Annotated in this window: 11 protein-coding genes; 6 read left to right on the forward strand and 5 right to left on the reverse strand. The window is 56.3% G+C overall.

Annotated features, from left to right (window positions below):
* Nucleotides 1–25: 25 nt before the first annotated feature.
* Nucleotides 26–505, reverse strand: coding sequence for an Lrp/AsnC family transcriptional regulator (locus ABIE61_RS02505; protein WP_206841181.1), 480 nt, complete (start codon nt 503–505; stop codon nt 26–28).
* Nucleotides 506–691: 186 nt separating this feature from the next.
* On the opposite strand from ABIE61_RS02505, the gene leuA reads away from it, so the two are divergent.
* Entirely contained in the window at nt 692–2,428 is a 1,737-nt protein-coding gene (gene leuA, locus ABIE61_RS02510) for a 2-isopropylmalate synthase (RefSeq protein WP_502915020.1), read from the forward strand.
* A 73-nt stretch (nt 2,429–2,501) separates the two neighbouring features.
* On the opposite strand, the gene ABIE61_RS02515 is transcribed toward leuA, so the two are convergent.
* Entirely contained in the window at nt 2,502–3,380 is an 879-nt protein-coding gene (locus tag ABIE61_RS02515; protein WP_354406391.1) for an EamA family transporter, read from the reverse strand.
* Between the two features lie 147 nt (nt 3,381–3,527).
* Here ABIE61_RS02515 and ABIE61_RS02520 point away from each other — a divergent pair, with 147 nt between their 5' ends.
* From ABIE61_RS02520 to hmpA, 3 genes are all read left to right on the forward strand, one after another.
* Nucleotides 3,528–4,718 (forward strand): MFS transporter, encoded by a 1,191-nt coding sequence (locus ABIE61_RS02520; protein ID WP_354406394.1) that lies wholly within the window; start codon nt 3,528–3,530, stop codon nt 4,716–4,718.
* 91 nt (nt 4,719–4,809) lie between these two features.
* The gene (locus tag ABIE61_RS02525; RefSeq protein ID WP_354406396.1) at nt 4,810–7,740 is read left to right on the forward strand and encodes a transporter substrate-binding domain-containing diguanylate cyclase; all 2,931 of its coding nucleotides are present in this window, start codon (nt 4,810–4,812) and stop codon (nt 7,738–7,740) included.
* A gap of 84 nt (nt 7,741–7,824) precedes the next feature.
* Entirely contained in the window at nt 7,825–9,009 is a 1,185-nt protein-coding gene (gene hmpA / locus ABIE61_RS02530; RefSeq protein WP_354406399.1) for an NO-inducible flavohemoprotein, read from the forward strand.
* A 78-nt stretch (nt 9,010–9,087) separates the two neighbouring features.
* On the opposite strand, the gene ABIE61_RS02535 is transcribed toward hmpA, so the two are convergent.
* The 3 genes from ABIE61_RS02535 to ABIE61_RS02545 form a co-directional block, all read right to left on the reverse strand.
* A complete protein-coding gene (locus ABIE61_RS02535) occupies nt 9,088–9,285 on the reverse strand; it encodes a putative motility protein (protein ID WP_091826950.1) in 198 nt (65 codons plus the stop codon).
* An 89-nt stretch (nt 9,286–9,374) separates the two neighbouring features.
* On the reverse strand, nt 9,375–12,236 hold the full coding sequence (rapA, locus tag ABIE61_RS02540; protein ID WP_354406402.1) for an RNA polymerase-associated protein RapA: 2,862 nt from the start codon (nt 12,234–12,236) through the stop codon (nt 9,375–9,377).
* 78 nt (nt 12,237–12,314) lie between these two features.
* Nucleotides 12,315–12,890, reverse strand: coding sequence for a uracil-DNA glycosylase family protein (locus ABIE61_RS02545; RefSeq protein WP_206841168.1), 576 nt, complete (start codon nt 12,888–12,890; stop codon nt 12,315–12,317).
* A gap of 132 nt (nt 12,891–13,022) precedes the next feature.
* Between ABIE61_RS02545 and ABIE61_RS02550 the strand changes: the two genes are divergently transcribed.
* Both ABIE61_RS02550 and ABIE61_RS02555 read left to right on the forward strand, forming a co-directional pair.
* Nucleotides 13,023–13,655, forward strand: a complete 633-nt coding sequence (locus ABIE61_RS02550) for a histidine phosphatase family protein (protein ID WP_206841167.1) — start codon at nt 13,023–13,025, stop codon at nt 13,653–13,655.
* Between the two features lie 5 nt (nt 13,656–13,660).
* A complete protein-coding gene (locus ABIE61_RS02555; RefSeq protein WP_354406405.1) occupies nt 13,661–15,814 on the forward strand; it encodes a putative bifunctional diguanylate cyclase/phosphodiesterase in 2,154 nt (717 codons plus the stop codon).
* Nucleotides 15,815–15,848: the final 34 nt, after the last annotated feature.

Below are 15,848 nucleotides of genomic sequence, written 5' to 3' on the forward strand. Positions count from 1 at the left end.
ACGGCGACTTAACAGCATCCCCGTATCAACAGGCAACGCCACGCTCCAGTACCTTGCGCAACACGAAACTGGAGTGCACCCCCGTAACCCCCTCAATACGTGTAATGTGGTGAAGCAGAAGGTCATGGTAGGCGTCCATGTCCTCCACCAGCACCCGAAGCTGATAGTCGGCATCCTGGCCGGTGATGATCAGGCACTCCAACACCTGCGGCAGTTCGGCGATCCTGCGCTCAAAGTTCTCGAACCGCTCTGGCGTGTGCCGATCCATGGAAATATGCAGGATTACGGTGAGGTTCAGCCCCAGTTTTTTGGCATCAACCAATGCCCGATAGCCACGAATCAGACCATTCTCTTCCAGCGCCCGCACCCGCCGCAGGCAGGGTGACGGCGACAGACCGATACGGTCGGCCAGCTCCTGATTACTGATGCGGCCTTCCTGCTGCAAAATTCGCAAAATGGCATGATCATAGCGATCCAGTGTCGCCCTCTCTTCATGTATCGACATAAAATTGCTCTATAAAATAAATTTGAGATTTATATTGCCAAAAATAGACCAAAATAGCGCAATTTAGCAATCGCCTGACATCATAAATCCCCTATCATGTGTCCCATATTCAGTTTCGGTCCGCGCAGGCGCCAACGGGTTCTACCCGAGCCCTGACGGCGATGACAGTCCTACCCGGAATGTCTAATGCAGCGGCCCACCCCACAACCAATGGAGAGCAAAACCATGGCAAGTGCCAACTTTAACCATCGCAAATATCAGCCGGTTGAACCCGTCACCGGCTTTACCCGTACCTGGCCCGACCGTCAGGTGACCGAAGCCCCAATCTGGGCCAGTGTCGACCTGCGCGATGGCAACCAGGCCCTGCTGGAGCCGATGAACGTGGCCCAGAAGCAACGCCTGTGGCATTTGCTGGTCAAGCTCGGCATCAAGGAGATTGAGATCGGCTTTCCGTCCGCCAGTCAGCCGGATTACGACTTTACCCGCTGGTTGATCGAGGAAAACCAGATCCCTGATGACGTGCGCGTACAGGTATTGGTGCAGGCGCGTGAAGAGTTGATTGCTCGCACCTACGAGGCACTCAAGGGTGTGAAGCAGGCGGTGGTGCATGTCTACAACTCTACATCTCGCATCCAGCGTGAGCGTGTCTTCGGCATGAGCCAGGACGAGATCAAGCAGATCGCCGTGCGCGGTGCGCGCTGGGTAAAAGAGTATGCCTCTAAATACCCGGAGACGGATTGGACCTTCCAGTATTCACCGGAGAGCTTCACCAGCACAGAAGTGGATTATGCCGTTGATGTCTGTGAAGCGGTGATGGACGAATGGCAGCCAACGCCACAGAAACGCTGCATTCTCAACCTCCCGACAACCGTCGAAGTTGGTCCGCCGAACCACTTTGCCGATCAGGTGGAGTATTTCTGCCAGCATTTGAGCCGCCGCGACAGCGCCATCATCTCGGTGCACACCCACAACGACCGTGGCGGTGCCGTGGCGTCCGCTGAGCTGGCCCTGATGGCTGGTGCCGACCGGGTGGAAGGTACTTTGCTTGGCAACGGTGAGCGTACCGGCAACATGGATATCGTCACGCTGGCGTTGAACCTGTACAGCCAAGGTGTGGACCCGCAGCTTGATCTGTCCAACCCGGACGAGATCATTCAGGTCTGCACCGAATGCACCGGCCTGCCAATTCATCCGCGTCACCCGTGGATCGGTGAGCTGGTCTACACGGCGTTTTCCGGCAGCCACCAGGATGCGATCCGCAAGTCACTCAAGCAGCAGCGGGATGACGAGCCCTGGCAGGTCGCCTATCTGCCGATCGACCCGGCGGATCTGGGCCGTGGCTATCAGGCGGTGATTCGCGTCAACAGCCAGTCCGGCAAGGGCGGCATGACCTTCCTGCTGGAGCGCGATTTCGGCATCAGCATCCCGCGCTGGCTGCAGCTGGAGTTGGCCCCGATCGTACAGAAAAAAACCGAGGAGCAAGGCGGTGAGCTGGACAGTCAGGTGATCCATGACCTGCTTGTCCAGCACTTCGTACAAGACAAGGTACCGGTGAGTCTGGACGGCTACCGCATCGAGCGTAGTGGAGATGCCGAAACCCTGGCGGCCGACATCAGCGTCGACGGCGAACAGGTGTGTATCGAGGGCAAGGGCAAGGGTGCCATGGCGGCCTTCATCAGCGCCTGGCAGACCCGCACTGGGCTCAGTATCCATGTGGTCGACTACGCCGAGCACGCAATGGGTGAAGGTTCCGACGTTGCAGCCGCCGCCTACGTCCAGCTGAATGTGGAAGGCCAGCGCGTCTGCGGCATGGCTGTGGATGCCGATACTGTCAGCGCCTCGCTCAAGGCAGTGGTATCCGGCCTGAACCGCTGTGGTCAAGCAACTCGGATTGCCACCGCTAAGCAGACTCAGCAGGCATGATTTTCAGGGGGCATCGTCAATCGGTGCCCCCTCCCCTTGCATACTGACGAACATCTGCTCACAGCAGGATCGATCAAGCCAGCATCACGCAGAGGGCACCGACTACGATCAGCCCCAGCCCCGCCAGATCACGACCATTGAGTTTCTCCCGGAACCAGCGCGCCGAAATCATCAAGGTAAACAGCACCTCGATCTGCCCCAGCGTTTTGACCAGCGCCACGGTTTCAAGGCTCATGGCCGTAAACCAGCCCAACGAACCGATACAGCTGAACAGCGAAATTGCAAACACCAGCTTTGGCCTCTGCCACAGCGCGATCAGCGTATGCGGCTCACGAAACAGCAACCACGCCAACAGCATAAGCGTTTGCGTCGCAATCACACACAGCAGCACCCAGGCTGCGCTGTACAGAAACGGCAGTCCCAGCAACAGGCTGGCTTCACGCACCCAAAGAGTGGTCAACGCAAATGCCAGCCCACTGCCAAGCCCGGTCAGCAGCGTGCCAAATGACACCTCTCGAAGGGCACCGGGATTGGTCATTAGCCAGAATGCCAGCGCGCCGATCAGTACACCGGCCCAGGCCAGCGGTGACAGCGGCGCGGCAAAAAACAGCGCTCCCAGTACCGCTGCAATCACGGCCTCGCTTTTGGCCAGTCCGACTCCGATGGCGTAATTGCGCTTGCGAAACAGTACCACCATCAAGGCTGTAGCAATGATCTGAGCAATGGAGGCCAGTACGATCAGCAGTATGAATGATCCAGTGAACGCGGGCATGGGTGCCGTTTCCCAGCGATACAGCAGCCAGAGATAAAACCCGGCCAAGGGGCTGGCCCAGATGAAACGTGCCAGCGTAACCCCAGCGGTACTTACATCTTTGCTCAGGCGGTTCTGAAAGGCGTTGCGCCAGGCCTGCATAAACGCGGCCAGAATGGTAAAGGGTATCCAGAGCCCCATGGGGCATCACCTATATGTGACAGAAGAGACAGGGAAACGCATTCTAGTGAATGTCCCGCTACTTTGGTACCAGCTCGGTGGCAGCCTCTTTCCAGCAACCGACGGCACCGGTAAAGTAAAAGCCATAAAAATAACGGATATTACACAATGAGCGAGATACAAAGGCCTGCACGCATTTTGCCGCTGCTGGTACTGGCGCAATTTCTGGGTACCGTAAACTGGTTGGCCGGCAACGCCATCATGCCGGCGCTGCAGAAGGACTGGGGCTTGCCCGACAGCGCGGTCTCCAGCCTGACTAACTCGGTACAGCTGGGTTTCATCAGCGGTGCATTATTGTTTGCCGTGATCGCACTGGCTGATCGCATCTCGCCGCGCATTCTGTTTTCACTTTGTGCCGGCAGCAGTGCCCTGATCGGTTACCTGCTGGGCTGTCATACCCATAGCTATGACCAGCTATTGTTGTTGCGTTTTCTCAGCGGCGTGATGCTGGCCGGAATCTATCCGGTGGGCATGAAACTGGCAGCCAGCTGGTATCCACAAGGACTGGGGCGTGCACTCGGCTATCTTGTCGGCGCACTGGTGTTGGGCAGTGCGTCACCGCACCTGCTGTCCGGTGTATTGGGCGATCACTGGCAGCTGGTTATTCTGGCTTCCGGTGCTGCTTCCGGTATCGCCGCGCTGATGATTTTGCTGGGGGTACCTGATGGCCCTGCACTGTATCGCGGCGCACCATTGCGCTGGCATGCACTGAGTCTTGCCCTGCGCCATCGTCCGCTGCGGCTTGCCGCCGGCGGCTATTTTGGCCACATGTGGGAGCTGTATGCGGTTTGGGCCTTTGCTCCAATCTGGCTGCTGGCCTGGAGCCGGGAGCATGAGACCGATCTCAATATCGGCCTGCTCAGCTTTTTGGTGCTGGGTGCCGGCAGTATCGGCTGCATTATTGGCGGCAAGCTGTCTGTCCGCTTGGGCAGTGGCCCGGTCGCCCGCGGCATGCTGATGCTGTCAGGACTCTGCTGCCTGCTTTCGCCGCTGATGTTCGCAATGCCGTTCTTGCTGGTGTTTGTGTTCTGGCTGCTCTGGGGCCTGAGCGTATCCGCAGACTCACCTCAACTATCGACGCTATCCACCCAGAATGCACCGGCAGAGGTTATAGGCAGCGCCCTGACGCTGATGAACTGCATGGGCTATACACTCTCGGTACTGTCAGTGGCACTGCTCAGCCAACTGCTGGTCATGATCCCGGTACACTGGCTGCCCTGGCTGCTGCTCCCCGGACCGATTTTGGGTCTTTGGAGTCTGGCCCGACTGCGTCAGTCACAGCCAGAGCCTACGCAATAATCGATCCGTTCAGTGCAAGGATGCTTGCTTCAGGTCGATTGATCATGTCAACTTGATCAATATCTGATACGAACTGACAGGGATAGAAACAGTGACGCGTATACTTTCAGCTTGCCTGGCAAGTCTGTTTCTACTGGCACTGCTTATTGCATCAACAGCACGGGCTGACAATCTGACGCTGGACCAGCATGAACAAGCGCTTATTGACAGCGGCGAGCCCATTACACTGGCCGCCATGTATGACTTTGTGCCGTTTTCCTTTATTGAGGATGGCCAACACAAGGGGTTTGTCGCTGACCTGACTAAGCTGTTGGAACAGAAAACCGGTATGCGCATCGACGTGCATACCGGCGAGTGGTCCAACAACCTGCGCATGCTGCGCGAACAGCAGATCGATGTCATTGCCGATATCTCATTCAAACCCGAGCGCACCCCCTACACCCTCTACACCACGCCCTACTTTGAAATTCCCACCGTTGTATTCACTCAAAAACACTTTGGCGAATACAAAAGCCTTGCCGACCTGTCCGGCAAGCGTGTTGGCGTACTGCAGAATATCTTTTACCTGCCTGAGCTTCGCTCCCACAACGATATTGAAGTGGTCGAATTTGATGATTACGAGCGCCTTGTACGAGCGCTGGCCTTTGGCGAGGTGGATGCGGCAATCCAGAACCTGACCAGCGGCTACCACTATGCCTCACGTAACGCCTATACCAACATCAAGGTGGCGGGCGAATTCCAGTTGCGCAACGTGGGCCGTGAAGACCTTCGCTTTGGAGTCCGCGTCGACAGGCCGGAGATCCGCTCACTGCTGCAGAAAGGAATGGACGCAATCACTGACAGCGAATGGGATAAGCTGATTGACCTCTGGGTTGGCAGTGAATCCCTTGGCTTTATTCGAAATGCCCGCACCGTTGCACTGACACCTGAAGAGCGCGAGTTCGTCAAGCAAATGCCAGTAATCCGGGTTCATAACGAAGAAAACTTTGAACCCTACAGCTTTTACGAAGACGGCAAGCCCCGCGGGCACTCGGTTGACCTGGTTCGACTTCTGGCCGAGCGGGCAGGCCTGCAGGTGGAGTTCGTCAGCGGCAAGCGCTGGGACGACTACCTGCAGATGATTCGCAGCGGCGAACTGGACGTCATGACCAATATCGTACGCTCACCCGAACGTGAGCAGTACATGCATTTTACAACTCCTTACCTGCGACTTGCGCAGGCGTTGTATCAGCACAGTGACAGTCAGCCCATCAACACCCTGGAAGAGCTGAAAGGCAAGTCACTGGTATTGCCCGACGGTTTCTTTCTGTACGAGCAGTTCAGCCGTGTGCCCGGAGTCAACCTGGTTGCGTCATCAGACAGCCTTGAGTCACTGATGATGGTCAGCACAGGCCAGGCAGATGCCACCATTGAGCTGATGAGTGTCGCCGATCATCTGAGTCAGAAGTATGGTGTTCCCAACCTGAAAACCCTCAGCACCCTGAACATCAAGGGTGGCGAACCGCTGTCACTGCATTTAGCTGTGCGCAAAGACCTGCCGCTGCTGCGCGATATTCTCCAGAAAGCGATGAACAGCCTGACCGAAAAAGAAAAGCGCGAACTGCAGCAAGAGTGGATTGCGCGCACCAACAACCCAACCCACTATGTTCACCTGACTGGCCAGGAGCTAGCTTGGCTCGAATCCAGAGCAGCACTGCGTATTTGCGTTCAACGCCACCGAATGCCGTATGAGCAGATCACTGAAGACGGCCGCCATGTAGGCGCCTTTGCCGACATGCTGGAAAAAATCCGCAACCATTCGGGTCTTAGTTTCCGCCTGGTGCCGGTAGACAACTATGCTACCGCCCTCAGCGCGCTGCAACAGGGGCACTGTGATCTGATCTCCAAATCACCCTTGTTGCCCGAGCAGCAAAGCCTTAGTTTCACCCAGCCTCTGTTCAACACCTCATTGGTGATCGCCACCCGGCTCGACGAGGTGTTTGTCAGCAGTGCCGAACAGCTTGAGCAGAAAACCATCGGCGTCGTCACGAATGACGACCCTCATCTCTGGTTGCAGCAATCCTACCCTGAACTTCAGTTGCATACTTATCCGGACCTGCCCACAGCGCTGAATGCCTTGAACGAAGGCGATATCTTTGCCGTGGCCGATACCTTACCGGCCATGGCCCGCGGGCTGGGACAAAATTTCTTTGCCAATCTGAAGATCTCCGGCCAGATAGAGCCGAACTACACCGCCCGATTTGCAATGCGCGCAGAAGACGCAACTCTCAACCAGATTATGAACAAGGCCTTGATGTCGGTCACGGACGATCAGCGTGAATCGATCGGCAACCGCTGGATGACAGCACCCACCTATGCCGAGCGAACCGACTACACGCTGGTTGGCCAGATCACCCTTGCCACAGCCTTTGCACTTGTACTGATTCTGCTCTGGAACCGCAAGTTGTCACGGCTCAACAACACCATCCGCGAAAACAACCTTCAACTGCTGGATGCACATGAAGAGCTGAAGCTGAAAAACCGTATGCTGGAGCAGCTGTCAGTCACTGACCGACTGACCCGATTGAAAAACCGGCTCTATATAGAGCGGGTTTTTGACCAGGAGATCGCCCGCGCAGAACAGGGCGGGCAGTATGATTTTGCCGTGTTACTGCTGGATATCGACCATTTCAAACGCATCAACGATCACTTCGGTCATGCCGCCGGGGATGCCACCCTGACCGACTTCGCTACGATACTCAGGGGCAACTGCCGCGAACATGATGTCATTGCCCGCTGGGGTGGTGAAGAATTCATGGTGATCTGTCCCAACACGAACACCGAAAGTGCCGAAACACTTGCCCAGAGCTTGTGTCGTGCGATCCGTGAACACAATTTTCCCCTGATTGGCCACTGCACTACCAGTATCGGAGTCACTGTCTGGCGCCCCGGTGATCGTCAGAAAAGCATGAGTATCCGTGCTGATACGGCACTTTATGCCGCCAAGGAAAGTGGCCGGGACCGCGTCTGCCATGAATTCTAGACCGACTTAAACGCTTTGCATTAAAGATGCTTTCAAGATACTCTTTATAAAGATGTTAAATTTATACACTTATAAGGAAGCATCATGCTCAGCCAAAACACCATCGAGATCGTTAAATCCACGGCACTCGTGATCGCCGAAGCCGGCCCCGCTATGACCGCTCATTTCTACGAGCGCATGTTCAGTCACAACCCTGAGTTGAAAGACATTTTCAACCTCACGCATCAGCAGTCCGGCCGCCAGCGCGAAGCGCTGTTCAATGCGGTCCATGCCTATGCGGCCAACATCGACAACCTGGAGGCGCTGCTGCCGGCCGTTGAAAAGATTGCGCAGAAACATACCAGTTTCCAGATCACGGCCGCACAGTACGATATCGTGGGGACTCACCTGCTGGCGACCATCGATGAGCTGCTCTCCCCCGGACAGGCCGTGATTGATGCCTGGGCCGAAGCCTACGGCGTGCTGGCCGGCATTTTCATTGACCGTGAAGAAGCCATCTACCAGGAAAGTGAGCAGCAGGCCGGTGGCTGGCGTGGCAAGCGCGCGTTTGAGTTGGTGGAAAAGTGCCGTGAAAGTGATGTGATCACCAGCTTCGTGTTCAAACCGGTGGATGGCGGTGCCGTAATGCCATTCAAACCCGGCCAGTATCTGGGGATCTATTTGAAGCCTGAAGGATTTGACTATCAGGAAATTCGCCAGTACAGCCTGTCGGCTGCACCCGCCAGTGACCGTTACCGCATCTCGGTCAAGCGCGAGCCGGAAGGCAAGGTGTCCAACTACTTGCATGATCATATGCAAACAGGTGACCGCGTGGAGCTGGTGCCGCCTGCCGGAGACTTCTACCTGCAGGCACAGGCAGACACTCCAGTGACTCTGATCTCAGCTGGTGTTGGCCTGACACCAATGCTGGCCATGCTGGAGAGCCTGACCAAGCAGAGAGCCAGTGTGAACTGGTTCCATGCGGCCGAAAACGGTAGTCATCACGCGTTTGCAGAACATGTCAGTCAGCTGTGCAAGCAGCATGAGCATTTCAACAGCCAGGTCTGGTATCGGATTCCAGACGCGGCAGACAAGGCCGAATCACGCTTTGATCATGAAGGCCTGCTGGATTTGAACGCCGTGAAAGACACGATCAGTGACCCTCGCATGCAGTTCTACTTCTGTGGTCCGCTTGGCTTCATGCAGTATATTGCCGGCCAGCTGAAAGCCTTGGGGGTGGATGACAGCCGCATTCATTATGAGTGCTTTGGCCCGCACAAGGCACTTTGAAGACGTGTATCATTACCCCCTGAAACAATCAAGGCGCCCATGGGCGCCTTGATTGCTGGATGCGAGGCAATTCAGCAATCAGACACGAATATCGATATTCTGTCCAACTGAACTGGTCGGATCGACTGTAGGCACGGGTGCTGCACTCTGTATCAATTGCAGAGCCTGCTGCCCGGTTGCCTCAATCTGGTCCTTCACCATCGAGTTGATCTTGGTGGCATGGCTCGCCTGAGTCTGCATGTTACTCATGGCGGTGCTCATTGAAGCGATATCCATGGATACCCTCCTTTACTTAAAGAATATGACACCATACTACGACATCTGTGTGTGACATAACAGCTTAGGGCCCATCCCGCTGATGAAGATTATTCACGCACAAGAATCAGCCTTATGGCATCCAGCCTTAGCTCGGCACTTTCCAGCGCGGCAGCCATCTGCTCGGTATCTGACTGCAATGCGGCAAGCTCTTCAGGACGCACCATAGGATTGACCTCTGCCAAGGCTGCCAGCCGCTGATATTCAGCACTGCGTTGCTGTTTCAGCTGCTCCAGCGCTTCGCCACGCAGCTTCACCAGCGCATTTGCTACCAGTGGGTCGGCCTGTTTCAACTGGGCACTGATCTGTTCCCGCGCCAGGCGGACCATTTTCTGACCGGTATTGCGGGTCACTGTTTCCAGCAGCTGATTCAATGGCTGATGTCCGATCATGCCTGCCAGATCACGCCCTTCCTGATCCAGCAGCAGACGCACGCTGCCACTGGGCAGATAACGTTCCAGCTGCAGCTGGCGTGGTGCCGGACAGCTCAGCTCATATACAAGTTCCAGCAGTAAAGTGCCCGCCTGCAGCGGCGGCAGTTTAAGGGTGCACACCGCGCTGTTGCCCAACTCACCACGACCGATCAGCTCCATGGTGCCGGTCAGCAGAGGATGCTCCCAGCTCATGAACTGGATATCTTCCCTTGCCAGCGCACGCTCACGACTGAACGTGAGGGTCAGTCCCTCCTCGGGCAGGCCCGGCAGCTGACACAGCATGTGATCACCAGGGTGCAACACCAGCCCGTCCGGCCCGTGCGGTTGAGTATCAACGCCAAAACGGTCAAACAGTTTTTCCGCAAACGCCTGCAGCTCACGACTGTTTTCTGCCGCAGCCACTTCATCCAGCAGCTGCTGGGCCTGCTCCGGCCGACAACTGCTTAACTCGAGCAGCCGGTCACGACCGTTCGACAGGTCGAGTTCCATTGACTCACGTTCGTGTCGGGTATCATCCAACAGCGCCTGCAATGCCTCAGCATCCTCTGGCTGCTGCAGGCACCGCAGCAGTCGAGGAGCAAAGCGGCGGTAAAGTGCATCACCCACGGCACAGACACGGCTAAAGGCGTTGAGTCCTTCGTCATACCAGCGCAGCAGCACCTCACTGGTACCGCCGGTATAGACAGGCACATGGATCTGAATATCATCACACTGACCAATACGGTCCAGACGCCCGATGCGCTGCTCCAGCAGGTCAGGCGTCAGTGGCAGATCAAACAGCACCAGATGTTGGGCAAACTGGAAATTGCGGCCTTCACTGCCAATTTCAGAGCAGACCAACACCTGAGCACCCAATTCCTCTTCGGCAAAATAGGCCGCTGCACGGTCTCGATTGACCAGACTCATGCCTTCATGGAATACGGCAGAACGCACACCTTCACGCAGATTGAGGTGATCTTCCAGCGCTACAGCCGTAGCGGCATGAGCACATATCACCAATACCTTGCGGTTGCGATTCAGGCTCAGCCACTCGACCAGCCATTCAACCCGCGAGTCCACTTCGAGCCAGTCATCACCGATGATTTTTTCCGGATGCAGCCAGGCCTCGGGAGCCACCTCCTCATCAAACAGGGCCAGCTCGGGTGGCATTTCCAGTGAATGCACCTGCAACTGGCGTTGAGGAAAACCACTGACAGTATCGCGGGTGTTACGAAACAGAACCCGCCCTGTGCCCTGACGATCGATCAACTGACGGATCAGTCCATCCAGCGCCTGTGACTGCTGGGCTTCGGGCAGCTGCAACCAATCCTCTACCGCCGCGTTGCCAAGGCGCTCAGCCAGAGCCTGACGCAGGTGCACATCAGCCCGCAGGACACTGGCCCCGTCATCACCCAGCAAGGGTTCGATCAGACTATTCAGCTGCAGGTAACGGTGATCCTCATCAAGAAACTGCTGCAAATCAGGATAACGGGCCGGATCAAGCAGGCGCAGACGGGCAAAGTGGCCTTCAGGCCCCAGCTGCTCAGGCGTCGCCGTCAACAGCAGAACTCCTGGCGTCTTCTCTGCCAGTGCTTCGATGGAACGATAGGCATGGCTTGGCGCTTCCTGGCTCCAGCCCAGATGGTGAGCCTCGTCAACCACCAGCAAGTCCCAGCCGGCTGCCTGGGCCTGCAGCTGGCGCGCATCCGAGCGTGTCAAAAGCGACAGCGGGCAGATCACCAGCTGGCTGGACTCAAACGGGTTAGCCTGACCGCTCAGTTCAATATCAACGCAGCGCGCCTCATCCAGCAGCGTGAACATCAGGTTGAAGCGGCGCAGCATCTCTACCAACCACTGGTGTACCAGTGAGTCTGGTACTACAACCAACACACGGCTGGCACGCCCACTGATCAGACGCTGATGGATTACAAGTCCGGCTTCAATGGTCTTGCCAAGCCCCACTTCATCCGCCAACAACGCTCTCGGCGCCAGGCGCTGACTCAGCTCACTGGCAATATAGAACTGATGCGGCAGCAGCTGTACACGAGCACCCAACAAACCGTGTGCAGCCGAAGCTCGAAGCCGATGCTGTTGCTCAAGTATTGCGACGCGCAGCTTGAACAGGCCATTGCGGTCAATCTGACCGGCAAACAGCCGCTCCTGTGGTCGGCTGAAATGAACGGCACTGTCAAGCTCCAGTTCAGGCAAAATGACTTCTTCGCCCGCCTCATCAACGCCACGGTAGATGAAGCACTGGTTATGCTCCATCCGCTCAACCACCTCCATCGCATCTCCCAGCATATTGCAGACCCGGTCTCCGGGTTCATAGGCAACACGACTGAGAGGGGCGTTATCGGCGGCATAGGTACGAGTTTCTTCTGCAGCCGGAAAACGGATCTCGACACGGCGGTTGGCATATTCGACGACGATGCCCAGACCAAGCTCTGCTTCACTGTTACTGATCCAGCGCTGTCCGGGTACAAATGGCGGTAGTGACAAAATGTGGCTCCCTTGAATTCAGGTCGGCAATTTTAGGCGCTTGGCGGACAAGACTCAAAGCCTGATCACCAAAGTGGCTCAATCCGGCACAATTAAGGCTATTCTCTGCTGCAATTGAGGCAATAATTCCTGCTCGAACCAGGGGTTGCGCCGCAACCACAGATTATTACGCGGGCTTGGGTGGGGTAAGGGTATGCGGGCTGGTCCAAATTCCTGCCAACGACTGACCCGCTCGGTGAGGTTCATACCCTTGCCCAAATGCCATTCCTGAGCATAGCGCCCCACCAACAGGGTCAACTCAATGTCAGGCAGTTCCGCCAGCAACTGTGCTCGCCAGGCCGGGGCGCACTCAGGCCGAGGAGGGTTGTCACCTGACTTGCCGCGGCCGGGATAGCAAAAACCCATGGGCACAATCGCCACCCTGGATGGATCGTAGAACTGGTCACGGGTCAGACCAAGCCAATCTCGCAGGCGATCACCACTGGCATCGTTGAACGGTATACCGGTCTCATGCACCTTCACTCCAGGTGCCTGCCCGACAATCAGCAACCGTGCCCTGCTGTCAGCCTGCACCACTGGCCTGGGGCCAAGCGGCAGCTGGTCAACACAGATACGACAGGCACGCACTTGCCGCAGCAATTCAGGCAGTGACATCAGCAAAGTCCTCCACTTTGTTCTCCACAGCCCCGTTGTATCATATTGATACCCGTGTAGAAGCCATTTTAAATACGTGGGTTTTGTTGTACTGTCCGATAATACAAACATGTCTGTCGAGAGGGATCTTTCATGAAACAGCAGATTCACCGGCTGCTGGGTCTTGTACTTGTGGCACTGGCCACACTGTCACAGGCCGAACCTTTCACTCCCTCACCCGCCACTCCAGCCCAGCTGGAGGCCATTCGTGAGGGTGGGTATGTCCTGTTCATTCGTCACGGCCCAACCGACTCCAGCCAACCGGATCAGGTGCCGATTGATCTTGACGATTGCAGCACGCAGCGCCCGCTGTCCGATGCTGGCCGCGACATCATGCGTGATGTCGCCCACCAGTTTCATCTGGCCGACATCCCTTTCAGCGAGGTGTACAGCAGCCCACTGTGCCGAGCCTACCAGACAGCCGCCATTATCTTCGGTGACGACGGTTATCGCGTAGATCAGAATTTGATGTATGTTGCAGCGCTGACCAGCCGTGAGAAACAGCCAATCATTGCGCGCACGCATGAACTTATGAGTACGCCGGTAATACCGGGCAGCAATCGCATTATGGTTGCCCACGGCCCGAACATGGTTGAAGTGATGCAGTACTTCCCGGTCGAAGGCACCCTGGTCATTATTCGCCCCCATGCCGATGGCAGTGGCTTTGATTATATTGCCAGCATCGAACCCGACCACTGGGCCCACCTGCTGAAAACGGCGGACTGAGCCTCATGCGCGCGGGCAAAACCATTCTGATGATGTTCCTCCTGCCCGCCCTGCTGGTACTGTTCATGGGGATACTGCTGGGCTACCTCTCCCTGAACAGTCTACGCCAGCAACAACAGGACAGCAGTGCAGCCCTGGCACTGGACCTTGCCACCATCCACCAGGAAGCCAGCTTTAATCGTGATATCGCCCACCTCCATAGCCGTGTCATCAAGGTCCTGGACGGGGCTCGCAAGCGTGAACTGACTGAGGTCGAAGTCTATTACGCCCACCGGGATTTCGTGGATGAATTGGCCGAAATAAACACCCGGGTTGAAACCCTGCGACAGTCCAGCCTGCTCAAGGAGGTCAATCACAATTCGGTCACTCGGCTGGCAGAAGAGTTCGAAGCCTATCGCAACATGGTGATCATGGCCACGGAGATTGCCGCCATTGATCCGGATACCGCCAATCGTTTCTTCGCCACGGCACAGCAAAGTTACAATGAATTTTCGCAATTTACCGGCCGAATCTCGGTACTGCTGACGGAGCGTGCCCTGCAACGAGAGCAGGAAAGCCAAACCCGTTACGACCAGACATTCCTGCGCATTCTGGTCATGAGCTTACTGGCGGCACTGGTGATTACCCTGATCGTGATTGTGGTGGCCCGCATGATCAGCAGCCGAGTAAGGGACATCGCCGACGCACTAAGCCAACTGGCGTACAACCAGAATGCCAGCCTGAAGCTACCCGCCATTGAGCGCCTGCAGCGCAAGTCCAAGGGCGAGTTTGGCCGCATTGCGGGCGTGCTTTTGGGCTTTCGTGATGATCTGGTGCGCCGCATCCAGGCCGAAGAGGCCAATCATCGTCTGATCTTTTACGATGCACTCACCGAGTTGCCCAACCGCCGCATGCTGCAGGAGCAGTTGATACACTTGACCAGCAGCGAGAGGATGAAGAACTACTACGCTCTGTTATGGGTCGATCTGGACCGTTTCAAGCTCCTTAACGACCTTCGTGGCCACCAGGCAGGCGATAGATTTCTGATTGAACTTGCACGAAAAATACGCACTCTATTGCGAGAAGGCGACCTGCTGGCACGTGTCGGCGGTGACGAATTTGCCATTCTGGTCGAACTGCCACAAAGCAATCGCTCGCTGGCGGCAAGGGAAGCAGAGCAGATCGCACAGGAGTTGCGCTGCGGCCTTGAAGGCGAGTACTCAATCGAGGACTTCAATCATTTCCTCAGCGTCAGCATCGGCATTGCACTGTTTACCGACCGCCAGTTTGAGAGTGAAGCTCTGCTTGGGCAGGCGGAGCTGGCCAAGTATCAGGCCAAGGCTGCCGGTCGCAACACTGTCAGCTTTTACGACCCACAGATTCAGGCCGAAATCAGCCAGCGTGCCGAACTTGAAAACGAACTGCGCCAGGCGATCGACCGCAACGAATTGGAACTCTTTTACCAGCTGCAGTTCGATCATCGCAGCCAGCCAATCGGTGCAGAAGCGCTACTGCGCTGGCGTCATTCGGAAAAGGGACTGGTATCTCCTGCACAGTTTATTCCTCTGGCAGAAGAAACCGGCCTGATTGTACCGATTGGCAGCTGGGTTCTGAAAACCGCCTGTGAACAGCTTTGTCGCTGGCAAGGCAACCCGCTCACCGCTCACCTGCAACTCGCGGTTAATGTCAGCGCACGCCAGTTCCGACAGCCCGACTTTGTAGACGAGGTTGAGTCCACGTTGGCGCACTGTACAGTACCTACCGGCAAGCTCAAGATTGAACTGACCGAATCCACCGTCCTCGACTATGTTGAGGAAACCATCAGCAAGATGGCTCGGCTCCGAGAGCATGGAGTTAAGTTCTCGATGGATGACTTCGGCACGGGATACTCATCACTTCAATACCTGAAACGGTTGCCACTGGACCAGATCAAAATCGATCAGTCTTTTGTGCGTGATATAGATACGGACAACGACGATGCCATGATCATCAAGACCATCATCGCCATGGGCCACGCCCTGTCTCTGGACGTTATCGCAGAAGGTGTCGAAACCGAGCAACAGCGCACCATCCTTGAAGCCTATGGCTGCCAGCACTATCAGGGCTATCTGTTTGCTCGCCCCCTGCCACTGACTGAATGTGAACAGCTCCTGCAAGCAGGACCGAAACCCGTCCATTGACGATCTGCCACTTTGTATTTAGATTTATCTAATA

The organism is Marinobacterium sp. MBR-111 (assembly GCF_040547585.1).
Lineage (GTDB): Bacteria > Pseudomonadota > Gammaproteobacteria > Pseudomonadales > Balneatricaceae > Marinobacterium > Marinobacterium iners.